At 57.9% G+C, this 24,227-nt stretch carries 20 protein-coding genes; 17 read left to right on the top strand and 3 right to left on the bottom strand.

Features of this window, described 5'->3' with window-relative positions:
- The first annotated feature begins 145 nt into the window (after positions 1-145).
- Positions 146-1,339 (top strand): aminotransferase-like domain-containing protein, encoded by a 1,194-nt coding sequence (locus EJL02_RS06825; RefSeq protein ID WP_125115671.1) that lies wholly within the window; start codon positions 146-148, stop codon positions 1,337-1,339.
- A 5-nt stretch (positions 1,340-1,344) separates the two neighbouring features.
- Positions 1,345-2,346: a D-isomer specific 2-hydroxyacid dehydrogenase family protein gene (locus tag EJL02_RS06830; RefSeq protein ID WP_243114418.1), complete on the top strand. Its 1,002-nt coding sequence runs from the start codon at positions 1,345-1,347 to the stop codon at positions 2,344-2,346.
- On the opposite strand, the gene EJL02_RS06835 is transcribed toward EJL02_RS06830, so the two are convergent.
- The gene (locus EJL02_RS06835) at positions 2,307-3,200 is read right to left on the bottom strand and encodes a LysR family transcriptional regulator (protein WP_125115672.1); all 894 of its coding nucleotides are present in this window, start codon (positions 3,198-3,200) and stop codon (positions 2,307-2,309) included. The genes EJL02_RS06830 and EJL02_RS06835 overlap by 40 nt on opposite strands.
- A 47-nt stretch (positions 3,201-3,247) precedes the next feature.
- Between EJL02_RS06835 and EJL02_RS06840 the strand changes: the two genes are divergently transcribed.
- The 6 genes from EJL02_RS06840 (at position 3,248) to EJL02_RS06865 (ending at position 8,452) form a co-directional block, all read left to right on the top strand.
- Positions 3,248-4,162, top strand: a complete 915-nt coding sequence (locus EJL02_RS06840; protein ID WP_125115673.1) for an AEC family transporter — start codon at positions 3,248-3,250, stop codon at positions 4,160-4,162.
- Between the two features lie 108 nt (positions 4,163-4,270).
- A complete protein-coding gene (locus EJL02_RS06845) occupies positions 4,271-4,825 on the top strand; it encodes a sugar O-acetyltransferase (protein ID WP_442858004.1) in 555 nt (184 codons plus the stop codon).
- Between the two features lie 102 nt (positions 4,826-4,927).
- Positions 4,928-5,410: a cyclic pyranopterin monophosphate synthase MoaC gene (gene moaC, locus EJL02_RS06850; RefSeq protein WP_125115675.1), complete on the top strand. Its 483-nt coding sequence runs from the start codon at positions 4,928-4,930 to the stop codon at positions 5,408-5,410.
- 201 nt (positions 5,411-5,611) lie between these two features.
- Positions 5,612-6,640: a TRAP transporter substrate-binding protein gene (locus EJL02_RS06855; RefSeq protein WP_125115676.1), complete on the top strand. Its 1,029-nt coding sequence runs from the start codon at positions 5,612-5,614 to the stop codon at positions 6,638-6,640.
- 12 nt (positions 6,641-6,652) lie between these two features.
- Positions 6,653-7,147 (top strand): TRAP transporter small permease, encoded by a 495-nt coding sequence (locus EJL02_RS06860; protein ID WP_125115677.1) that lies wholly within the window; start codon positions 6,653-6,655, stop codon positions 7,145-7,147.
- 3 nt (positions 7,148-7,150) lie between these two features.
- The gene (locus EJL02_RS06865; protein ID WP_125115678.1) at positions 7,151-8,452 is read left to right on the top strand and encodes a TRAP transporter large permease; all 1,302 of its coding nucleotides are present in this window, start codon (positions 7,151-7,153) and stop codon (positions 8,450-8,452) included.
- A gap of 58 nt (positions 8,453-8,510) precedes the next feature.
- Here the strand turns inward: EJL02_RS06865 and EJL02_RS06870 are convergent, their stop codons facing one another.
- Together EJL02_RS06870 and EJL02_RS06875 are read right to left on the bottom strand one after the other, a co-directional pair.
- Complete coding sequence (locus tag EJL02_RS06870) at positions 8,511-9,251, bottom strand: YesL family protein (RefSeq protein WP_164510329.1); 741 nt, start codon at positions 9,249-9,251, stop codon at positions 8,511-8,513.
- A gap of 68 nt (positions 9,252-9,319) precedes the next feature.
- Positions 9,320-10,432 carry an ABC transporter ATP-binding protein gene (locus EJL02_RS06875; RefSeq protein ID WP_125115680.1) on the bottom strand — a complete coding sequence of 371 codons (1,113 nt, stop codon included), beginning with the start codon at positions 10,430-10,432 and terminating at the stop codon, positions 9,320-9,322.
- Between the two features lie 300 nt (positions 10,433-10,732).
- On the opposite strand from EJL02_RS06875, the gene EJL02_RS06880 reads away from it, so the two are divergent.
- From EJL02_RS06880 to EJL02_RS06920, 9 genes are all read left to right on the top strand, one after another.
- Positions 10,733-11,416, top strand: coding sequence for a GntR family transcriptional regulator (locus EJL02_RS06880; RefSeq protein ID WP_125115681.1), 684 nt, complete (start codon positions 10,733-10,735; stop codon positions 11,414-11,416).
- A 272-nt stretch (positions 11,417-11,688) separates the two neighbouring features.
- Entirely contained in the window at positions 11,689-12,939 is a 1,251-nt protein-coding gene (locus EJL02_RS06885) for an ABC transporter substrate-binding protein (protein ID WP_125115682.1), read from the top strand.
- Positions 12,940-13,031: 92 nt separating this feature from the next.
- Complete coding sequence (locus tag EJL02_RS06890; RefSeq protein WP_206426955.1) at positions 13,032-13,943, top strand: carbohydrate ABC transporter permease; 912 nt, start codon at positions 13,032-13,034, stop codon at positions 13,941-13,943.
- Complete coding sequence (locus EJL02_RS06895; protein ID WP_125115683.1) at positions 13,940-14,773, top strand: carbohydrate ABC transporter permease; 834 nt, start codon at positions 13,940-13,942, stop codon at positions 14,771-14,773. The genes EJL02_RS06890 and EJL02_RS06895 overlap by 4 nt, the downstream gene beginning before the upstream one ends.
- A 114-nt stretch (positions 14,774-14,887) precedes the next feature.
- On the top strand, positions 14,888-16,243 hold the full coding sequence (locus tag EJL02_RS06900; RefSeq protein ID WP_125115684.1) for a glycosyl hydrolase family 28 protein: 1,356 nt from the start codon (positions 14,888-14,890) through the stop codon (positions 16,241-16,243).
- 60 nt (positions 16,244-16,303) lie between these two features.
- The gene (gene uxaC, locus EJL02_RS06905; RefSeq protein WP_125115685.1) at positions 16,304-17,710 is read left to right on the top strand and encodes a glucuronate isomerase; all 1,407 of its coding nucleotides are present in this window, start codon (positions 16,304-16,306) and stop codon (positions 17,708-17,710) included.
- A 19-nt stretch (positions 17,711-17,729) separates the two neighbouring features.
- The gene (gene uxuA / locus EJL02_RS06910) at positions 17,730-18,779 is read left to right on the top strand and encodes a mannonate dehydratase (protein WP_125115686.1); all 1,050 of its coding nucleotides are present in this window, start codon (positions 17,730-17,732) and stop codon (positions 18,777-18,779) included.
- Between the two features lie 33 nt (positions 18,780-18,812).
- Complete coding sequence (locus tag EJL02_RS06915; protein ID WP_442858005.1) at positions 18,813-20,438, top strand: mannitol dehydrogenase family protein; 1,626 nt, start codon at positions 18,813-18,815, stop codon at positions 20,436-20,438.
- Between the two features lie 238 nt (positions 20,439-20,676).
- The gene (locus EJL02_RS06920; protein WP_125115688.1) at positions 20,677-24,105 is read left to right on the top strand and encodes a pyruvate carboxylase; all 3,429 of its coding nucleotides are present in this window, start codon (positions 20,677-20,679) and stop codon (positions 24,103-24,105) included.
- Positions 24,106-24,227: the final 122 nt, after the last annotated feature.

Raw genomic sequence — 24,227 nt, forward strand, 5'->3', positions numbered from 1 at the left:
GGTTATATCAGCATAGCGCTTTTCTATTGGACAAAAATGCGGTTTGCTTGTATACTAGATGCATCAGCAAAGGTGCTGGAATCCCTAGGGGATTTCAGCACCCTTTTTTATTCTATCAAATTATCAAAGGCAGGAGCGTTTGAAGATGCAATATCAAGTTTCCAACCGTATGTCCGGTGTGCACGGCTCTGCGATCCGCGAGCTGTTCAAACTGGGTGCAGACCCGAATATGATTTCCTTCGGCGGCGGCAATCCGTCTGCCGAGACCTTTCCTTGCGCGGAGATCGAGCAGATCGTCAGCGATGTGCTGAAAAATGCGCCGGTTTCCATGCTGCAGTATGGCCTGTCCGAAGGCTATGTGCCGCTGCGCGAAACCATGAAGAAGTACCTTGCCGAAAAGGAAGGCTTTGACTTTGAGAAGAACGAGCTGTTCATCGTGTCCGGCGGACAGCAGTGCGCCGATCTGACCACCAAGGTGCTGGTCAACGAAGGCGATGTCGTGCTGACTGAGGAGCCGGCCTTTGTCGGCTGCCTGAACACCTTCCGTTCGTACGGCGCAAAGCTCGTCGGCATTCCGATGCAGGAGGACGGCATGGATGTTGAGGCGCTGGAGGCGGCGCTTAAGGCGCATCCCAACGCCAAGCTGCTGTATACCATCCCGTCCTTCCAGAACCCGACCGGCATCACCACCACGCTGGAAAAGCGCAAAAAGGTGTACGAGCTGGCCTGCAAGTATGACATTGCCATTTTGGAGGACAACCCGTACGGCGAACTGCGCTTTGCGGGCGAGACCGTGCCGACCATCAAGTCGATGGACACCGAGGGCCGTGTGATTTACGCGGGCAGCTTTTCCAAGGTCATGGCGCCGGCATTCCGTCTGGGCTTTCTGGTGTTTGACAAGGGCCTGACCATGCCGCTGACCGTTGCTAAGCAGACGACCGACGTGCATTCCAACGTGCTGTTCCAGTATGTCTGCAACACCTATATGACCCAGTATGATTTTGAGGCGCATCTCGAGCAGTCGCGCAAGGTTTACCGCGCGAAGTGCCAGCTGATGCTGGATACCATGCGCCGCACCTTCCATCCGTCGGTGCGCTTTGGCCAGCCGGAGGGCGGTCTGTTCGTCATGGCGTTCCTGCCGGACGGCATGGACGCACAGCCCTTCGTGCGCGAAGCGATCAACCGCGGCGTACTGTGCGTACCGGGTTCGGCGTTCCTCGCGGATGAAAGCGGCATATCCAACGGCTTCCGTCTGAACTATTCCACCCCGACGGATGAGCAGATCGTCCGCGGCATTGAAATTCTCGGCAAGCTGACACACGAATGGATCAAGGAGTGAGCAAAATGAAAATGAAAGTAATGGCGTTCAGCGCCCGTCCGGACGAGCGCGCCTTTTTTGAACATTGGTCGCAGACGTTGGATATCGATCTGACCTATCAGCCGGATGGCCTGAGCATGAAGAACGTTGCACAGACCAAGGGATATGATGGCGTATCCTGCGTGGGCACCTGCAACCTGTCGGCCCCGGTGCTGGAAGAGCTGGCGAAGAACAGCGTGCACTATGTTTCGCTGCGCACGATCGGCTTTGACAACGTCGATCTGGAAGCGGCGGCCCGTCTGGGCATCCGCGTGTCGCACGCGGGCTATTCGCCGTACTCGGTGGCGAACTACACGGTCATGCTCATTCTCATGTGCATCCGCAAGGCGGGCTATATCATGTTCCGCTCGCACACGGCGGACTATTCGCTCGGCGCTGCGGGCGCGGCGCGCGGCATGGAGATGCAGAACCTGACCATCGGCGTCATCGGCACCGGCCGCATCGGCAAGGCGGTCATCGAGAACCTGTCCGGCTTCGGCTGCAACATCATTGCGCACGATCCGTATCCGTCTCCCGATCTGAAGAACGTCGAGTATGTTTCGCTCGATCAGCTGTATGCGCGTGCGGACGTGATTACGCTGCATACCTTCCTCGATGAGAGCACGCATCACATGATCGACGCGCAGGCGATCGAGAAGATGAAGCCCGGCGTGGTTATCATCAACTGCGCGCGCGGCGCGCTGATCGACACCCGTGCGCTGATCGACGGCATCGAGTCCGGCCGCATCGGCGCGGTGGGCGTAGACTGCTTCGAGGGTGAGAACGACGTCATCCGCGTGGATCACAGCTACAACAGCCGCGTCACCAACCACGACTATATCATCCTCAAGTCCTTCCAGAACACGATCGTCACGCCGCATATGGCGTTCTTCACCGATCAGGCGGTGTTCGATATGGTGCAGTGCTCGCTCGAGAGCCTGCGGCAGTTCTACGACGGCGAGAAAGTGCCGCTTGAAGTCTGCGCCTGATCCTGAATATCCGCGAAAAAGCGGCGGAGATAGGCTTTGAAATCCCGCATGCCGCGCGTCTGGTACCGGCTGAGCGTCCGCACATAGAGATAGCGGCGGCAGTCGGCATCCCGGATGTGCAGCAGACGGATATCGCCGTTCTGTTCCGCGTGCCGCCAAGCATTTGATGCAACCAGTGCGACCCCCATGCCGAGCGAGATCAGCCGGTTTTGCAGGGCCGCACTGTCGCATTCAATGGCGATGCGGGGGTCCAGTCCGGCTAAGCGGAAGATATGCTCGGAAACCTGCCGGAATGAGTGCGAGTTGCGCAGCACGATGAACGAGTCCCCAGTCAGCTCGGACAAGGCGACCGAATCCTGTTCGGCCAGCCGGTGGGAAGCGGGCACGGCCAGACAGATCTCCTCGCTGCCGAGCAGTTCCGCGTCCGCGGGGATATCCTCGCGGGAGACGGCGGAATCGAGCAGCAGATCGCTCTGCTCGGGTGTGGTGGTCACGCGGAAGCGGATGTCGCCGCAGCTGCGTGTAAAACCGGACAGGATCTCGCCGATCTGTTCGCTCAGCGAGAGCGCGCAGATGCGCAGGCTGCCGGCCTGCTGCGCGCTTTCCGCGATTTCGCGGCGGGCGTCCTCTTCCGCCTGCAAAATCTGCCGGGCATAACGCAGCAGAATATCACCCTGTTCGGTGCGGCGCAGCCCCTTGCCGGTGCGCTCGAACAGGATTACCCCCAGCTCGCCTTCCAGACGATGGATCGTTTTGGAAATGGCGGGCTGCGCGATGTTGAGCTGTTCCGCGGCGCGGGTCATGTTTTCCTGTTCCGCGGCGGCCGCAAATTGCTTCAGTTGATATAATTCCAAACAAATCCCTTTCCTTTATTTTTTTGACTGACAGGAATGACAGTATTATGGTTACACAAATTTTAATTCAGCAAACAATCATCATGTTCCTGCTCATGCTGCTCGGCCTGCTGCTGTCCCGTTTGGGCGCCATCACCGAGCAGGGCAGCAAGGACATGGCCAACATCCTGCTGTATGCGGTCATCCCGTGCGTGATCGTGCGCAGCTATATCACCGAATACAGCACACAAAAGCTGTATGCGCTTGGCATTTCCGCCGTGATTGCCGTCGTGGCGTTTATCGTGACAATCGCGGTGGCGTGGATCGCGTTCGGCATGCGGCACCGGATCGAAAACTTCAGCACGGCCTTCGGCAACGCCGGGTTCATCGGCATTCCGCTGGTCACCTCGGTGTTCGGCGCGGAAGCGGCGTTTTACGTTGTGGCGTTCTCGTCCATGCTCAATCTGCTGCAATGGACCTATGGTATTGTCATTATATCAGGCAACCCCAAGACAATCAACGTCAAAAAGGTGTTCATCAACCCGGTGTTTATCTCGATGATGGTTGGTTTGGTCCTGTTTCTCACGGGCTTCACACTGCCGGCTATTGTCGGCAACACGATCGGGCTGATTGCGGACGCCAACACGCCGCTTGCCATGCTGGTGCTCGGCTTTTACCTGTCGCAGGTCAAGCCGCGCGAGCTGTTCTGCGGCGCAAAGCTCTATCTGGTGGCCGCGCTGCGTCTGTTTGTCATCCCGCTGCTCACGGCGCTGGCGTTTCTGCCGATGCCCTTTGCGCGCGGCGAGGTCGCGCTCATCACGCTGGTCGCGGCGGCGACGCCGGTCGCAACCAGCACCGGCATCTTTGCGCAGAAATTCGGGCAGGATTACCGCAGCGCGGTCACGCAGGTCTGTTTTTCTACCATTGTGTCGGTCGTATCCATTCCGATCGTGATCTGGATCGCGGAGCGCCTGCTGGCATAAAAATTTCATGCGTTTCAGGCATACAAAAGAAAAACGCATAGGTATTTGCTATTCACATCGCTTCGGCTTACAATGAAGATAAACAAAAAATTGCAGAGGAGCGAGCAAATGAATAGCATCGATCGCAAGGAAATCGCGCAGGGTCTGGAAGACCCGGAAGCAATGCGGGCGGCGTCGCAGCGTGCGCTGCGCCTGACCATGGAGCTGAACAGCCGGTATTATGAGCCGGCAGAGGTGCGCCGCCGGTTTTTTGAACTGATCTGCCAGCCGGAGGACGAAACCTTCTGCCTGTTCCCGCCCTTTCACACGGATTACGGCAAAAATATCCGCGTCGGCAAAAACGTGTTCATCAACACCGGCTGCCACTTTCAGGATCAGGGCGGCATCGAGATCGGCGACGGCACGCTCATCGGCCATAACGTCGTGCTGGCGACGCTCAACCACGACGAGGACCCGGCGCTGCGGCATATTCTGCATCCGGCGCCCATTGTAATCGGCAAAAATGTCTGGATCGGCGCGAATGTGACCATTGTTTCGGGCGTCACCGTGGGCGACGGTGCAATCGTTGCCGCGGGCGCGGTGGTTACCAAGGACGTGCCGCCGGAAACCATGGTCGGCGGCGTGCCGGCCAAAGTGATCCGCAAGGTACGCCGGCAGGCGTGAGCAGAGGAAAATGTGCCGCAGCCTCTTGTGCATTCGCGTCCCCTTTGGTACAATAGAAGCCAAACCAAAGCCGCGGATTTGCAGAAGGGGGAGAGGAGCCGCATGCAGCTTTCGCATTTGGATGACAAGGGAAATGCGCATATGGTGGATGTCGGCGACAAGGCGGTGACCGCCCGCATGGCGGTGGCGCAGGCCGAGATCGTCATGCAGCCGGAGACGCTGGCGCGGATCTGCCGGGGCGAAATGCCCAAGGGAGACGTGTTCTCCTGCGCGCGGATCGCGGGCATCATGGCGGCCAAGCGCACGTTTGAGCTGATCCCCATGTGCCATCCGCTGCCGATCGAGGCGGTGTCCATCGACTTTACAACCGAAGCACCGGCCTGCGTCCGCATCAAGGCAACCTTGCGGTGCAACTGGAAAACCGGCATCGAGATGGAAGCGCTGACGGCGGCCAGCGTGGCGGCGCTGACCGTGTATGACATGTGCAAAGCGGTGGATCGCGGTATGGTGATCCAGAATATTTGTCTGCTGGAAAAAGCGGGCGGCAAGTCCGGCCACTTTGTCCGGCCAACCGAGCAACCCTAATCATTGCGTTACGAATCAATGGAACATCCCGGATCGTACGATGGTACGATCCGGGATGTTTTTGTATGATGGGGAAAAAATCTGAACGATGCCGTATGATGGATGCAAACTCTGGTCAAGATAAAGCGTGGCAAAGCGAACGCGCCGCAGCGATACACCATACATACCAGCAAGATCACAGACAGGAGGAGCGTTTGCACGATGAAAAACTTCTCAAAAGGGCTGGCATGCGTGCTGGCGGCCGTGGTGCTGACGGCGGTGCTGACCGGCTGCGGCGGCCGCGCGGGCGGCAGGACCATCATTCGGATCGGGCACAACCAGTCCACCAATCACCCCACCCATATTGCGCTGTCGGAGTTTGAAACATGGATTGAAAGCAAGCTCGGCGACAAATATGACGTAGAGGTGTTTCCGAGCGAGTTGCTGGGGTCGCAGAACGAAATGGTGCAGCTGACGCAGACCGGCGCCATCCATTTCTGCGTCGCGTCCAATTCGCTGCTCGAGACCTTCAGCACCAATTATACGCTGTTCAACCTGCCGTACCTGTTTGTCAGCGCGGAGGCGTACCACGCGGCGATGGACGACGCGGCCATCACCGGCCCGATTTTTGCGTCCACCAAGGATGCCGGTTTTGAGGCGGTGACTTGGCTGGACGCCGGCACGCGCAACTTCTACACGGTCAACACGCCGATCGAGACGCCCGCCGACCTCAAGGGCCTCAAGATCCGCGTGCAGCAGTCGCCGACCAATGTGCAGATGATGCAGCTGCTGGGCGGTTCGGCCACACCGATGGGCTTTGGCGAGGTGTACACCGCGCTGCAAAGCAAGATCATTGACGGCGCGGAGAACAACGAACTGGCGCTGACCGACAACGGTCACGGCGACGTGTGCAAATATTATTCCTATGACATGCACCAGATGATCCCGGATATCCTGATCGGCAACGCGGCTTTCCTCGACAGCCTGAGCGAGGAGGAACGCGCGGTCTTTGAAGAGGGCTTCGAGCTGGTCAATCAGGTGCAGCGCGAGGCGTGGACCGACGCCGTGGCGGCCGCCAAGGACCGCGCGGCAAACGAGCAGGGCGTGCAGTTCCTCTATCCCGATACCAAGCCCTTCCAAGAGGCCTGCGCGCCCATGCACGAGGACATGCTCGCCCAGTATCCGGATCTGCGGCCGATCTATGACGCAATCCAGCAGTATAACGAGCAGTACCCGTCCGCTGCGTCCTGAGGAGGTACCCCAATGAAACGACTGAGAAATGTGCTGACCCAGCTGCTGCGCGCGCTAGCCGGCGTGAGTCTGCTTGCCATGGTTGCACTCACTTGCTGGCAGGTATTTACGCGCTATGTGCTGCAAAACCCTTCGTCCTGGTCGGAAGAACTGGTCTCATACCTGTTTGCCTGGGCGAGCCTTTTGGGCGCGTCGCTGGTCACCGGCGAGCGCGGCCATATGAACATCCCGATCGTGGTAGAAAGGCTGCGACCTACGGGGCGCAGGACGCTCGCGGTTTTCGGTGAGCTGGTTGCCTTTGCGTTTTCGCTGATCATCCTCGTGTATGGCGGTGTGCAGATCTCGCAGCTGGCGATGGGGCAGATGACCTCGTCGCTGGGCGTTGCGGTCGGCGTGTTTTACGTTGTCCTGCCGCTGTGCGGTGTGCTCAACATGATCTATACCATCCTGAACATCGCGGACCTCTGCAAAGGTACCGCTGCGGATGCGGAAAAGGAGGGGATGTAACGTATGGCGATCCAGTCTCTGCTGATTATCCTGGTCGTATTGGCTGTGCTGCTGGTCATCGGTGTGCCGATCTCGTATGCCATCGGCATCTCCTCGCTGATCGCGATTTTGCAGACGGTTTCGCTGGATGTTTCGGTCATTACCGGCGCGCAGCGGATTTTCGTCGGCATGAGCAAGTTCAGCCTGACCGCGATCCCGTTTTTCATCCTCGCGGGCAACCTGATGAATCAGGGCGGCATTGCAAAACGCCTGGTGGATTTCGTCATGGCGATCCTCGGCAAGCTGCCGGGCGCGCTGCTGGTGACCAATATCGGCGCAAACGCGCTGTTCGGCGCGATTTCGGGTTCGGCATCGGCGGCGGCCGCGGCGGTCGGCAGCATGGTGGAAAAAGGGGAAGAGGAGCAGGGCTATGACAAGGCGCTATGCGCTGCTACCAATGGCGCGTCCGCTCCGTCCGGCCTGCTGATCCCGCCGTCCAACGCGCTGATCACCTATTCGCTCGCCGCCGGCGGCACCTCGGTTGCGGCGCTGTTTATGGCCGGTTATATTCCGGGCATCCTGTGGGCGCTGTGCTGCATGGCGGTGGCCATGGTTATCGCGGCGAGAAAGGGCTATCGGGGGATGCCTGGCCGGTTCGACTGGAAAAACCTTGGCGTGTGCACGCTCAAGGCGATTCCGTCCCTGTCGCTGATCGTGGTCGTCATCGGCGGCATCATCGGCGGTATTTTCACCGCGACCGAAGGCTCGGCCATCGCGGTCGTCTATGCGCTGGTTCTGGGCATTTGCTATCGGAATATCACGCTCGAATCGTTCTGGAATATCGTGGTGGACAGCGCCAAGATGAGCGGCATGGTCGTGTTTCTGATCGGTGTTTCCAACATCCTCGGCTGGGTGATGGCGTTCACCCAGATTCCGCAGGCGATTTCGGAAGCGCTGCTCGGCCTGACGCAGAACCCGATCGCCATTCTGCTGATTATGAACGTTATTCTGCTGATTGCGGGCACGTTTATGGACGTCACGCCCGCGATCCTGATCTTCACGCCGCTGTTTCTGCCGGTGGTCCGGACCTTCGGCATGGATCCGGTGCAGTTCGGTTTGATTCTGGTGTACAATCTGTGCATCGGCAACATCACGCCGCCGGTCGGCAACACGCTGTTTGTCGCGATCAAGGTCGGGCGGTCCAGCCTGTCCAAGGTCATGCCGTATATGCTCTGGTATTATGTGGCCATCCTGATCGGCCTGCTGCTGGTCACCTATGTGCCGGTTGTCAGTCTGGGTTTGCCGCAGGCGGTTGGACTGATCTGAAAAGCAGGAAAAAACGGCCTGACCGGATCATCCGGTCAGGCCGTTTCATATGCCCTTTTTAAGAGTTCCAGATCGCGGCCCATTCGTCCGCATCATCCAGAAGCGAGGTCTTGGCGTTTTGCAGCGCTTCCGCGACCACATGATCCCGGATGCCGGCCCAGGCAGCAAACGTGCAGATCAGGCCGAGTATGGACAGAACGCCGAACAGCAGGAACGGGATGGAGATCGGGAAATAGAGCAGCGCATAATAGAGGAGCAGGCCGCAGGCAACGACCGCTGCCGCAGCATGCTTGGCGCACATCAGCGACAGGGAAAAGGCGTTTTTTACAATATGCCGCAGGGGCAGGTCGGTGACCGCGAGCAGCGGATAGACATAGATCCACGCCATGCAGCACAGGAACAGCACGATGGCCGTTGCGGGCAGCAGCAGATAGGTGAAGATCGGCGGCAGGAAAAACAGCACGGCGATCAGCAGACCGATCAGCAGCGCGAACAGGAGCAGACCGATCAGCCCGAGCAGGGTAGCCTGCCGGAAATCCCGTTTGAACACCGACCAGAATCGGTGCACAAGCATGCGGGGGCGATCCCGCACCATATCGCACAGCTCGGCGGTGAACGCTGCGGTGGCCGCCGGAATGGTGACCACCGGCAGGCAGAACAACACATACAGGATATTCAGCAGGATCAGGTTCCAGAACTCGATCCAGATGATCTGGAAAAAGCGCAGGATACCCGTTTTCAGCGGACGCGGTCCTTCTTCCTTGTGCGTACGGTTGTACAGTACGTCAAACAGCTTCATAAACATGCTCCTCTGTTTCGAAAAAAACAAAACCGCAGGCGTTCGCCTGCGGTTTGTAAGACGTAGGATTAGTGGCAGATTGCCTGCTCGGTCTGCTTGTCAAACAGATGGATTTTGTCCATGTTGATCGCAAACTCGGCAGTTTCTCCGTGCTTCTGCGTGAAACGCTCGGGAGAACGGGACATCAGGCGAGTGCCCTTGCAATCCATATATACATAGGTTTCCGCACCCATCAGCTCCACCAGATCGACGGTCGCCGAGATAGCGGCATCTTTATGCTCTGCGATGAAGCTGGCTTGGTTATGCAGATCTTCCGGACGGATGCCGAAGACGATTTCCTTGCCGACGTAGGGCCCGAACAGTTCCTTGCCGCCCTTGTTCTTCGGGATGGCAACGCTGTATCCGAGGAAATCCAGATAGAAATCGTCGCCCTTCTGCGAGATCGTGGCGTCGATAAAGTTCATCTGAGGCGAACCGATGAAGCCGGCAACAAAGATGTTGCACGGGAAATCATACAGATACTGCGGCGTATCCACCTGCTGAATAAAGCCGTCCTTCATGACAACGATCCGGTCGCCCATGGTCATGGCTTCGGTCTGGTCATGCGTAACATATACGAATGTGGTCCCCAGTTTCTGATGCAGCTTGGAAATCACGGTGCGCATCTGCGTGCGCAGCTTGGCATCCAGATTGGAGAGCGGCTCGTCGAGCAGGAATACCGAGGGATTGCGCACCATTGCACGTCCCAGTGCAACGCGCTGCCGCTGGCCGCCGGACAGTGCCTTGGGCTTGCGGTTGAGGTATTCGGTCAGGTTCAGTGCTTCCGCAGCGGCGCGAACGGCGCGGTCGATCTCGTCCTTGGGTACTTTGCGCAGGGACAAGCCAAACGCCATATTATCGTAAACCGTCATGTGCGGGTAAAGCGCATAGTTCTGGAATACCATCGCGATATCGCGATCCTTCGGGGCAACGTCGTTCATCAGCTTGTCGCCGATGTACAGTTCACCTTCCGAAATTTCTTCCAAACCTGCAATCATGCGAAGGGTTGTGGATTTACCACAGCCGGACGGGCCAACCAAAATCACAAATTCCTTGTCTTTGATCTCCAGATTGCATTCATGGACGGCGACCACATTGCCGGGATACACCTTCTTAATGTCTTTTAAGACAATACCGGCCATAATGAAGAGCCTCCTTTGTTCAACCAAATAGTCAGAATGAACGCGGGAGAACGTTTGAGCACGTTTCCTTCAACTTGTATGTTAGTATACCATGCGTGACTGCCAGACTCAACAGCAAAAAAGGACAAAATAAAAAAGCGTTTTTTAGCTATTTTACATAATGACAAAGCTTGACCTGACATACTTGTATTTGCAATTTGACAAAGAGGGTACATTATGATAGTATGATGGTAATATTTGTGATGATATATGATGATAAGTTTATAATAAATTTATCAGAAAGATGAGGCGGGGATTATCATGGAAGGCACGAAAAAACGTCGTGAATTCATCAAAGACCGAATATATGAGGACGTGCGGCACGATATTATAACATTTCGCTATCAGCCGGGGGAAAAGCTGAGCGAATACAGTCTGGCAGAGAAATTCGGGGTATCCCGTTCGCCGGTGCGGTCTGTGCTGCAAAAACTGGAATCCGAAAGCCTGGTGGTGATCGATCCGCAGCGGGGCACGTTTGTCACCAAGCTGGATTATGATTATATCCGGGATATTATTTATCTGCGCTGGTGCGTGGAAAGCACGTTGATGTGCCAGATTGCCGACCAGCAGCCCAAAGCGCTGCTGCTGGAGCTGCGCAAATGTCTGGAAAATCAGAAAGATCTGCTGCAAAGCGACGCGATCGATCCGGAAGAGTTCACCGCGCTGGACAATGCGTTCCATGAGACCATCTACACCGGCAGCCACCGGGAAAACCTGTGGGATATCATCCAGGAGGTCAATACCAGCTATCTGCGTTTCCGTATGCTCGACCTGGTCGAGGGGAACTCCCATCGGCAGATCTATCAGGATCACTGCAAGCTGGTGCAGTTTATGGAGCACAATGATCAGAGCGAGCTGCGTTCGCTGCTGCATCAGCATCTCAACGGCAACCTGCAAAACAACGAAGGCATCAAGCTCGAGTATAAAGAATATTTCACGGCCTGAAAATTTGTTCAGGCGAAAAAAGAACGAAAAAGGCGTGCAAATGGTGTATCCAAAGGGATGCACCATTTATTTTGCACAAAAACAGCCGGAAAATTTATGCAAAACATAAAACCTGCACAAAAAGTATTGACATACTAACATACAAGTTGTAAAAATATAAATATGAAGAACGCGGCAAAGTAACACTGAACCTTGAGCACGTTTGGCAACTTTGTACGTAGTGAAATAGGAAAAGAACACTGTAAAAAAGAGAAAAGGAGAAGGAATACAGTATGAAAAAGAGACTTTTAGCGGCTCTTCTGGCAGCTGCAATGGCGGCAAGCCTGACCGCATGCGGCGGTTCCTCCGACAGCAACGCTTCTGACAGCGAAGGCTTTAAGATTCTGATTTCCGACGATACTTCGGAAGGCGGCGCAATGGCGGACGCAGCCAAGCGCTACACCGAAGAGACCGGCATCCCGGTAGAGATCGTTGAGGTTCCGAAGGATGACCGCGATACCAAGCTGGCGAACATGATCCAGGGCAAGGATGCTCCGGCCCTGATCCGTACCGATATTTACGGCGCTTACGAGGACCAGCTGATGGACCTGTCCGACGTCATCTCCATCGACGAGTTCCCGGAATCCCTGCATGAGAAGATCCAGAACGACGACGGCGAGCTGATCGCGCTGCCGATCGACGTTACCGTTACCGGTATGATCTACAACAAGACCGCATTTGACGCTGCCGGCGTTTCCGTTCCGCAGAGCGAAGACGACATCTGGACTTGGGACGAGTTCACCGAGGCAGTCAAGAAGGTTGTCGCCAACTCCGACTGCCAGTACGGCCTTGCGTTCGATAAGACCCAGCGCCGTTATCAGGTTCTGATGTATCAGTTCGGTGCTTCGGTTGTCAACAACGACGGCACCGCGGTTGTGGCCAACTCTCCGGAGTCCGTGAAGGCCCTCGAGTACTTCATCAAGCTGCATGACGACGGCATCATGCCCAAGTCCGTATTCCTCGGCACCGAGGACCCGTCCGCACTGTTCAAGTCCGGCCAGCTGGCAACCGTTATCCAGGGTTCCTGGAAGATTTCCGACTACTCGGAAAACATCAGCGACTTTGAGTGGGGCGTAACCTACATGCCGATCGGCACTCAGCGTGCAAACCGTCTGGGCGGCAACTTCTTCTGCGCGATCAAGGATTCCGGCAAGGAAGAGCAGGCTAAGGAGTTCCTCAAGTGGTTCTACGATTACGACAACTTCAAGACCTACTGCGAGAAGGGCAACTACATGTCCGGCCTGAACAACGTAACCCCGGATTACTCGGTACATCCGGAAATGTACGAGATCTTTGAGCAGGAACTGGCAGCTTCCGGCGATGCCGGCGCGGGCGATAACGCTTGGGACTACGCGGACGTAGTTGGCAACCTGCTGCTGGATGACGTTTGCGCTGCGCTGAACGGCGACATGTCTGCACAGGAAGCGATGGATTCGTTCGCACAGGAAGTTTCCACCGAAATGGGCATCCCGCTCGCTTCTTAAAGCAATCTGCAAAGTAAACATGATGTGTCGGCTGCCGCCGGGAAGCCTCTCTGCGGCAGCCGCCCTATCCATAGGAAAGCAGGTGAATTTTGTTGGAGCCCACAAAAACCGTTAAAATGAAAAAAGCCTCCAAGCTCGGCGCGGAACAGCGCAGGACAGGTTACCTGTTTATTCTGCCGAACTGCATCATTTTTGTGTTGTTCTTCATCATTCCCGCCGTATTGGGCTTCTACTATTCGCTGACGGAATATAACGGCTTTGGTTCGCCGGAATTTATCGGCTTTGCCAACTACGCTAAGCTGTTCAGCGATGCATCCTTCTACAAGATCCTTTGGCATACGTTTTTATATGTCATTCTGACCGTGCCGACCGTTTTCGTCGCCGCGCTGGCCATCGCCATGGGCCTGACCCGTGTCTGGATCCGCGGACGCGATTTCATGCGTATCTCGGTGTTCTGGCCGACCATGATCTCGACCGTTATCGTAGGTCTGATCTGGCGCTGGATTTTTGGTGAAAACAGCGGTATCGTCAACTATTTGCTCTCGCTGCTCAAGGGCAGCGGCCTGCCGTGGCTGACGGACAGCACGCTCGCCATGGTAACGCTTGTCATTGCCACCATCTGGAGCAAGGCAGGCTACTTTATGATCATCTTTGTCGGCGCGATCGAAGCGATCCCGACCAGCTATTACGAAGCGGCCTATCTGGACGGCGCAAAGCCGTGGCAGGTATTCCGCCGCATTACGTTCCCGCTGCTCAAGCCGACCAACTTCATGGTCATCCTGCTGTGCATGATCAACTCTTTTAAGGAATACCCGATGATCCTGTCCTTGACGGGCGGCGGTCCGGCCGATGCAACGACCAACATTGTCCAGTATATCTACAAGATGGGCTTTGAGCGTTCGGATATCGGCTATGCGTCCGCAGCATCCATGGTCATGTTTGTCATTCTGGTCATCATTGCGATCCTCCAGTTCAAACTCCAGAAGGGAGGGTCTAACGAATGACACCCAAAAAGACAAGCAAAGGAATGGTAGCAGGCAACGTCATCATGTGGGTCGTTGCGCTGTTGTTCCTGTTCCCGGCGGTGTGGATTGTTCTGTGCTCGTTTAAGCCGGGCAACGAACTGTTCTCTCTCCCGCCCACGCTGTTCCCCAAAAACCCTTCGTTTTCTTCGTACCTGACCACCTGGCAGCAGAATAACTTCCTGCACTATTTCGTCAACTCCATGATCGTTGCCGTGGCTTCCACGCTGATCACGCTGCTGATCAACACCATGGCGGGTTTTGCGTTTGCAAAATACCGTTTCAAGGGCCGCGACTTCATCTTCATGGCGCTGCTGACGACCATGATGCTCCCCACCGAAGTTATCATGCGCCCGACGTTCACCGTGGTCAGCGCGCTCGGCCTGTACAACACCCTGTGGGGCGTGATCATTCCGCCGATTGCAACGCCGACGGGCATCTTCCTGATGCGCCAGTATTTTATGGGCGTGCCGGATTCGCTGCTCGAATCCGCCCGTATCGACGGCGCAGGCGAAGTGCGTATTTTCGCGACGATGATGGTGCCGCTGGCAAAGCCGGTCATCTCCACGCTGACGATCCTGTCGTTTATGTGGCGTTGGAACGACTATGTCTGGCCGATGCTGGTCATCAGTGATGAATCCAAGTATACGATGCAGCTGGCCATTGCCAACCTGGTCGGCGAGCTGTCCATCGACTGGAACACGCTGCTGTGTGCATCCGTTATCTCGATGGTCCCGATGCTGATTGTGTTTGCCCTGTTCCAGAAACAGATCATTGCAAGCGTTATGACGTCCGGACTGAAGGAAGGCTGACGTTCTCTCTCCTTGGGAAGCCGCCGCATGTGCGGCGGCTTCTTTTGCTGTACAAACGGATTTGCCGTTTCAAGCAAATCCATCTTCCCAATCTGTTTTGAAAAGAGGGAAAACATGCAATACTATGTAAAAGACTTCGGCGCAAAAGCCGATGGTGTGACCAATGACGCGGCGGCCATCCAGGCCGCGATCGACGCCTGCTCCGCTGCGGGCGGCGGCCGCGTAGTGCTGGAAAACGGACGCACCTATTATTCCAGCTCGATCATTCTCAAGCCGGGCGTAGACCTGCATCTCGAGCGCGGCAGCGTGCTCAAGGCGCACAGCGATCTGGAAACCTATTTCCACCCGAACGGCGGCGCGAAGGACGACGGCGTCGATCGCGTCGGCACGCCGGTGACGCTCAAGCCGTCCTATGCGTTCATCTACGCCAAGGACGCGGACAATATCGCCATTTCGGGCGCGGGCGCGATCGACGGCAACGCCTATGCGTTTGTCGGCCGGGTCAGCCAGTATTATGTGACGGGTGACTTTTATCCCCGTCCGACGCTGATCTATGTCGAGCACTGCAACCACATTTCGTTCACCGGCGTCATCATGCGCAACGCACCGTTCTGGACGCTGCACCCCGCCGGCTGCGACGATGTGCTGATCTCCGAAATCCGCATTCTCAACGATCTGGATGTGGCAAATTCGGACGGCATCGACCCCGATCACTCTTCCAATGTGCGCATTCTGGGCTGCCATATCACCTGCGCGGACGACTGCATCTGCCTGAAGAGTTCGGCGGGCAACATGGAATACGGCCCGTGCCGCAATATCGTGATCGCAAACTGTACGCTGACCTCGACTTCGGCCGCCATCAAGATTGGCACCGAGGGCACGGGCGATTTCGAGAACGTCGTGGTGGATAACTGCGTCATCTCGGATTCCAACCGCGGTCTGTCCATCCAGATCCGCGACGGCGGCAACGTCAAGAACGTGTCGTTCTCCAACATCATCATCGGCACGCGCCGCTTTGCGGACAGCTGGTGGGGCTGCGCCGAGCCGATCACGATCACCACGCACAACCGCGATGACGATACGCTTTCCGGCCATATTTCCGGCATCCGTTTCCGCAACATCACCTGTGACAGCGAAAACGGCGTGCTGCTCTCCGGCCGCGACGGCAACCACATCGAGGACGTGCTGTTTGACAACGTGCAGGTCACCATCCGCGCCAAGAGCAAGTGGGAGCGCGGCCTGTACGACCTGCGTCCGGGCATCCGCCAGACGATCGAGCACATCCCGAGTGCGGGCTTCTACATGCGCCGCGCGGACGATGTGACGCTGCGAAACTGTCGCGTGCGCTTTGCGGGCGACCAGCTCGAGGACTTCGGCGAAGCTGTGCGCTGCGAGGACTGCAAGAACGTCTCGCTCGAGCAGTTTGACGGCAAGGCGGCGCGTCCGGAACTCGAGGACGTCGTTCTGTAAGTTGCCGCAGGCAGCGAGATATTTTTTCGGTACATCCGCATCCGAAAAGGAGAAATGAAGATGAAAACATTTATTGGCGACGACTTTTTGCTGCAAAGCGAAGCGGCGCGCATCCTCTACCATGAGCATGCCAAGAAAATGCCGATTTTCGACTATCATTGCCATCTCAATCCGCAGGAGATTTATGAGGATGTCCGTTTTGACGATCTGGCGCATGCGTGGCTGGGCGGCGACCACTACAAGTGGCGCGTCATGCGCGCCAATGCGATCCCCGAGCGCTTTGTCACGGGCGACGCGCCCGGCCGCGAAAAGTACGACCGCTACGCCGAGATCATGCCGCGGCTGATCGGCAACCCGATCTATCACTGGTCGCATCTCGAGCTGATCCGCTTTTTCGGCATCGACGACCTGCTCGACCCGACGACCGCGGACGCCATCTGGGAAAAGGCCAACGCCAAGCTGCAAAGCCCGGCGGGCTCGTCCCGTTCTCTCATTCAGGAGAGCAACGTGCGCGCCCTGTGCACGACCGATGATCCGGCGGACGATCTGCGCTGGCACAAGGCGCTGGCGGCGGACGCCACGTTTGACGTGCGCGTGCTGCCGACTTTCCGCCCGGAAAAGGCGCTGAACATCGTCGATCCGGGATACGCCGGCTATATCAGCAAGCTGGGCGCGGTCTGCGGCATGGACATCCGCACGATCGACGATCTGAAGCAGGCGCTGGCGCAGCGCGTCGCCTATTTTGCCGAGGCCGGCTGCCGCCTGTCCGACCATTCGTTCGGCTCGCCCGACTTCACGGTCTGGGATGAGGCAGCGGCGGAAAGAGCCATGCGCAAGGCGCTGGCAGGGGAAACGCCGGACGACCACGAGACCGCGGCCTACCAGTCGCTGATGATGGACTTTGTCGGCGAACAGTATGCCGACCACGGCTGGGCGATGCAGCTGCATCTGGGCGCGATCCGCAACCTGAACACCAAGCTGTACCGCGTGTTCGGCGCGGACGCCGGCGGCGACTCGATCGGCGACACGATCACCGCGGCTTCGCTCGCGGCGCTGCTCGACCGGCTGGCCGTACGCGACAAGCTGCCCAAGACCGTGCTGTATCCGCTCAACGCGGCAGATAACGACAAGCTGGCCGCGGCGGCGGGCTGCTTCCAGGATGAAACTGCGGCGGGCAAGGTGCAGTTCGGCGCTGCATGGTGGTTCAACGATCACTATGACGGCATGATCGCTCAGATGAAGAGCCTGGCGAACATCGGTGTACTCAGCCGTTTTGTCGGCATGCTCACCGATTCCCGTTCGTTCCTGTCCTATCCCCGCCATGAATATTTCCGCCGTATCCTGTGCAATCTGGTGGGCGGCTGGGTGGCCGACGGCATGGCGCCGGCCGACTATGACCTGCTTGGCGGCATGATTGAGGATATCTGCTTCAATAATGTATGGAAATATATCGGTTTAGACCGATAATAAGGAGGAAACCCCCTATATGAAAATGTCATTCCGTTGGTATGGCGAGTCCGATCCGGTTTCTCTGGAGTATATTTCCCAGATCCCGGGCATGCACTCGATCGTTTCGGCCGTGTACGATGTCAAGCCGGGCGAAGTTTGGCCGGAGGAAAGCCTTGCCAAGATGAAGGAACAGTGCGAGGCGCATGGACTGGTGTTCGACGTGGTCGAATCCATCCCGGTGTCCGAGGACATCAAGCTCGGCACCGACAAGCGCGACGCGCACATCGAAGCGTATTGCGAGAACGTCCGCCGCTGCGCGAAGTACGGCGTCAAGTGCGTGACCTATAACTTCATGCCGGTCTTTGACTGGACGCGCACCCAGCTGGACAAGAAGGCGCCGGACGGCTCGACCAGCCTTGTCATGTACTGGGATCAGATGAAGGGCCTCGATCCCTTGAAGGACGACATCAACCTGCCCGGCTGGGACGCCAGCTACACGCAGGATCAGGTGCGCGATCTGATCCGCGCCTACGGCGAGTTGGGCGAGGAAGGCCTGTGGAAGAACATTGAGATCTTCCTCAAGAAGGTCATTCCGGTGGCCGAGGAGTGCGGCGTTGTCATGGCGCTGCATCCGGACGACCCCCCGTACCCGATCTTCGGCCTGCCGCGCGTCATCACCTGCGAAAAGAACCTTGACCGCTACCTGTCGATCGTGGATTCTCCGTCCAACGCGCTGTGCCTGTGCACCGGCTCGCTGGGCTGCGCGAAGTTCAACGATATCCCCAAGATGGTGCGCAAGTATTCCGCTATGAACCGCATCGGCTTTATGCATATCCGCAACGTCAAGATCATGGAGGATGGCTCGTTCGAAGAGCGTGCGCATCTGTCCAGCTGCGGCAGCTTGGATATGTATGAGATCGTCAAGGCGCTGGTCGAGACCGGCTTTGACGGCTATGTCCGTCCCGACCACGGCCGCATGATCTGGGGCGAGACCGGCAAGCCGGGCTACGGCCTGTACGACCGCGCGCTGGGCGCGACTTACCTCAACGGCCTGTTTGAGGCATGCGAAAAGGCGCTGGCGAAGTAAACGAAACACATCACACAGTTGGAACAGAAAGGAATGATCCCTGTGAAACTCTGTCTGGAAGCACTGCAGGACAAGGCGGGCTGGCAGGCGGTTGGCGTCAAGCTGCCGCAGTTTGACGTGCAGAGCATGCGCGCGCAGACCGCGGAAACCCCGGTTTGGGTGCATTTCGGCGCGGGCAACATCTTCCGCGGCTTTGTGGCGATGCTGCAGCAGCGCCTGCTGAACGCAGGCGAGGCCACCTGCGGCATCATCGCGGGCGACACCTTTGACTACGATATCATCAAGAAGATCTACAAGCCGCATGACGAACTGACCATGATGGTCGGTCTCAAGCCAGACGGCACGACCGAGCGCGAGATCGTCGCGTCCATCGCGGACAGCGTGTGCGCGGACAGCTCGGATGCGGCCGAGATGGCAAAGCTGCGAAAGATTTTCGTCAACCCCTCTTTGCAGATGGTCAGCTTCACGATCACCGAAAAGGGCTATGCGCTGCGCAACATCAAGGGCGAGCTGATGCCGGTGGTCGTCGAAGACATGAAGGCGGGCCCGGCCGGCGCGCGCCATGCGATGAGCATGGTTGCGGCGCTGATGTACGAGCGCTATAAAGCGGGCGCGTATCCGATCGCGCTGGCCAGCATGGACAACTGCTCGCACAACGGCGAAAAGCTGCGCGGCAGCGTGCTCGAAGTCGTGGAAGCGTGGAAGAATAATGGTCTGGTGGACGACGGTTTTGCCGCCTATATGCAGGATGAAACGCGCGTTGCGTTCCCGTGGAGCATGATCGACAAGATCACCCCGCGTCCGGCCAAGGAAGTGGAAAATGCGCTTCTGGCGGACGGCATCGAGGATATGGAGCCGATCGTCACCAGCCGCAACACCTTTATCGCGCCGTTTGTCAACGCGGAGATCCCGCAGTATCTGGTGGTCGAGGATAACTTCCCGAACGGCCGCCCGGCGCTTGAGAAGGCAGGCGTTTACATGACCGACCGCGACACGGTCAACAAGACCGAGCGAATGAAGGTCACCACCTGCTTAAACCCGCTGCACACCGCGCTGGCGGTTTACGGCTGCCTGCTGGGTTACACCAGCATCGCCGCCGAGATGCAGGACACCGAGCTCAAGGGCCTGATCGAGCGCATCGGCTATGACGAAGGCATGCCGGTCGTGACCGACCCGGGCATCATCAAGCCGGCCGACTTCATCGCGGAAGTCGTGGGCCAGCGCTTCCCGAATCCGTTTATCCCGGACACGCCGCAGCGCATCGCGACCGATACCTCCCAGAAGATCCCGATCCGCTTCGGTGAGACCATCAAGAGCTATATCGCATCCGACAAGCTGGACGTTAAGAGCCTGACGTTCATCCCGCTGGCGATTGCGGGCTGGCTGCGTTATCTGCTCGGCGTGGACGACAAGGGCGAAAAGATGGAGGTTTCCTCCGACCCGATGCTCGAAACCCTCCAGCAGCAGCTGGCGGGCATCGAGCTGGGCAAGCCCGCGTCTGTCGGCGATAAGCTGCGTCCGATCCTGTCCAATGAGGCGGTCTTTGCAGCCGATCTGGTGGCAAACGGCCTTGCCGACAAGATCGAAACCATGTTCGGCAAGCTGATTGCCGGCCCGGGCGCCGTGCGCGCCACCCTGCAGGAGTACCTGCGCGGATAAAACCTCTCCAAACAACAAGATAAGCCTAAAATCCTAACGAAACGCGCCGCAGGAGGCATAGCCTGCGGCGCGTTTTGTTGTGAAAAGGATTTGTGATAGATGTATACAGAATGGTTAAACAATAGTATATATTTTGTATACTTTAACGACTATTGGAAAAAGCAAACAAACACGGTATAATCGAATTATAGGACAGCGCCGCAGCGCAAAGCTGCCGTTTTGGAAAGGATGATTGCCTATGGAAACCCATAAATTCAGGAAGATACTGGTGGCGAACCGCGGCGAGATCGCACTGCGTATCTTCCGGGCGTGCTATGACCTCAACCTGCGCACGGTGGCGATTTATTCGCAGGAGGATACTTACAGCCTGTACCGCACCCGTGCGGACGAAGCCTATCTCATTGGCGAGAACAAAAGTCCGCTGGCGGCGTATCTGGATATTCCGGCGATCATCGATCTGGCCAAACGGCGGCAGGTGGACGCAATCCACCCGGGCTACGGTTTCCTGTCGGAAAACGCGGAATTCGCCCGTGCCTGCCGGCAGGCGGGCATCATGTTCATCGGCCCGTCGCCCGAAATCCTCGACCAGATGGGCGACAAGCTCGCAGCCAAGACCATCGCGCATGCGTGCGGCGTGCCCACGATTCCGGGTTCGTCCCGTCCGCTGCGCGACGTGGAGGACGCGGCCGCGCTGGCGGAGGAGTTTGGTTATCCGGTGCTGCTCAAGGCCGCGGGCGGGGGCGGCGGACGCGGCATGCGCCGCTGCGACAGCGCGGAGGAGCTGCGCATCAACTTCCCACTGGTCAAGAGCGAAGCGGCCAAGGCATTCGGCAACGACGATATTTTCATCGAGAAGTATCTGGTGGAACCCAAGCATATCGAAGTGCAGATCCTGGGCGATCGGTACGGCAACATTGTGCACCTGTATGAGCGCGACTGCTCGCTGCAGCGGCGCTATCAGAAGGTGATCGAGTTCGCGCCCGCGTGGAGCGTGCCGCATGAGGTGCGCCGCTGCCTGTACGAGGACGCGGTCAAGATCGCGCGGCACGTCGGCTATGTGTCCGCGGGCACGATCGAGTTTTTGGTGGACAAGACCGGAAACTACTATTTCATTGAGATGAACCCGCGCATTCAGGTCGAGCATACGGTCACCGAGGAACTGACCGGCGTCGATTTGGTGCGCTCGCAGATCCTGATTGCGGAAGGCTATCCGCTTTTCGATGAGGCGATCGGCATCCGCAAGCAGTCGGACGTGCAGGCGCGCGGCTATGCCATGCAGTGCCGCATCACGACCGAGGACCCGAAAAACAACTTTTTGCCCGATATCGGCAAAATCACGTCCTATCGCTCGTCGGGCGGTACGGGTGTGCGGCTGGACGGCAGCGGCGTGTATGCAGGCACGGTGATCTCGCCGTATTACGATTCGCTGCTGGTCAAGATCACCTGCCGCGATCAGACGTTCTCCGGCCTGTGCCAGAAGGCGCTGCGCGCCATCAGTGAGGAGCACATCCGCGGCGTCAAAACCAACATCCCGTTTATCACCAACATTTTGCAGCATCCGGTGTTCCGTGCGGGGCAGTGCCACACGCGCTTCATCGACGAAACGCCCGAGCTGTTTGATTTTGAAGAGGGCAAGGACCGCGCCACCAAGGTGCTGCGCTACATCGCGGAGATTCAGGTGGCTAACCCCTCGGCTGAACGCGCGCAGTATGACGCGCCGCGTTTTCCGCCGTATGAAAGCACGCCGCCCCGGTGCGAAGGGCTCAAGCAGCTGCTCGACCGGGCGGGCCCGGAAGCCGTGCGCGACTATGTGCTGACGCAGAAGCGCCTGCTGATCACGGATACGACCATGCGCGATGCGCACCAGTCGCTGCTGGCGACCCGCATGCGTACGCGCGACATGCTGGGCGCGGCGAGCGGCACGGCGGAGATCCTGAACGACTGCTTCTCGCTCGAAATGTGGGGCGGCGCGACGTTTGACACGGCTTACCGCTTCCTGCACGAGTCACCGTGGGAGCGGCTCGAGCTGCTGCGAGAGCGCATCCCCAACATCCCGTTTCAGATGCTGCTGCGCGGCTCGAGTCTGGTCGGCTACGCGAACTATCCGGACAATCTGGTGCGCGCGTTCGTCAAGGAGGCGGCGCAGAGCGGCATCGACGTGTTCCGCGTGTTTGATTCGCTCAACTGGCTGCCCGGCATGGAAGTCGCGATGGACGAGGTTCTAAAGCAGGGCAAGCTGTGCGAGGCGGCCATCTGCTACACGGGCGATATTCTCGATCCCAAGCGGGACAAGTATACGCTGAATTACTATGTCAACCTCGCCAAGGAGATCGAAAAACGCGGCGCGCATATCCTGTGCATCAAGGATATGTCCGGTCTTTTGAAGCCTTATGCAGCCAAAAAGCTGGTCACGGCGCTCAAAAACGAGGTCGGCCTGCCCATCCACCTGCATACGCACGATACCTCGGGCAATCAGGTCGCGGCGCTGCTGCTCGCGGCCGAAGCGGGCGTGGATATCGTGGATACCGCGATCGACTCGCTGTCCTCCATGACCAGCCAGCCGTCCATGAACGCTGTCGTTGCCGCGCTGCACGGACAGGAGCGCGACACCGGTCTGGATTCGGAGAAATTGCAGTATCTGAGCGATTATTGGGCGGATGTGCGCCTGCGTTATGCGTCGTTTGACGGCGGGCTCAAGGCGCCCTCGACCGATATTTATCGCTATGAGATGCCCGGCGGGCAGTACACGAATTTGCAGTCGCAGGTTGAGGCGCTCGGCCTCGGCAGCCAGTTTGAGGACGTGCGCGAGATGTACAAGCGGGTCAACCTCATGCTGGGCGATATCGTCAAGGTGACGCCGTCCTCCAAAATGGTGGGCGATCTGGCGATTTTCATGGTGCAGAACCGCTTGACACCGGAAAATATTCTGGAAAAGGGCGAGGCGCTGACCTTCCCGGACTCGGTTGTCTCTTATTTCAAGGGCATGATGGGCCAGCCGGAGGGTGGTTTCCCACCTGAGCTGCAAAAGCTGGTGCTCAAGGGCGAAGAACCGATCACCTGCCGTCCGGGCGCGCTGCTGCCGCCCGTGGATTTCGACGAGGCACGCCGGTCGGTCGAGCGGTTCCAGCCGCATGCGAACAACCGCACGGTGCTGTCGTGGTGCCTATACCCCAAGGTGGTCGAGGAATTCTGCCGCCACCGCAAGGAATACGGCTATATCACCCGCATGGGCAGCCATGTGTTCTTCAACGGCATGGCGCTCGGCGAAACCAACCAGATCACGATCGAGGACGGCAAGACGCTGGTGGTCAAGTATCTCGGCCTGGGCGACCGGAACGAGGACGGGACGCGCAGCGTGCTGTTTGAGCTCAACGGCATGCGCCGTGAAGTCGCGGTCCATGACCCGCAGGCGCATACGGTCGCGGATCTGGTGCAGTTGGCTGACCCGCAGGATAAGGGACAGGTCGGCGCACCCATGCCGGGCATGGTTTCCCGTGTGCTGGTACACGAGGGCGATACGGTCGAGCAGAATCAGGTGCTGCTCATCATTGAGGCGATGAAGATGGAAACCTCGGTCGTGGCGCGCATCGCGGGCCGTGTGGACAAGCTGCTGGCCAAGGAAAACGGCGCGGTTAAGGCGGGCGAGCTGCTCGCGGTCATCAAGTGAATGCGCGCGAAAGGTGGGATGAGAAAAAATTTTTGGCGAAATGTTAAATTCTTGTAAAGTACACAAAAACGACACAAAGCGCTGGCAGTAATGCACAACATTCCTTAGGCGTTCCAGTGGAA

It is taken from the genome of Agathobaculum sp. Marseille-P7918, assembly GCF_900625105.1.
GTDB lineage: Bacteria > Bacillota > Clostridia > Oscillospirales > Butyricicoccaceae > Agathobaculum.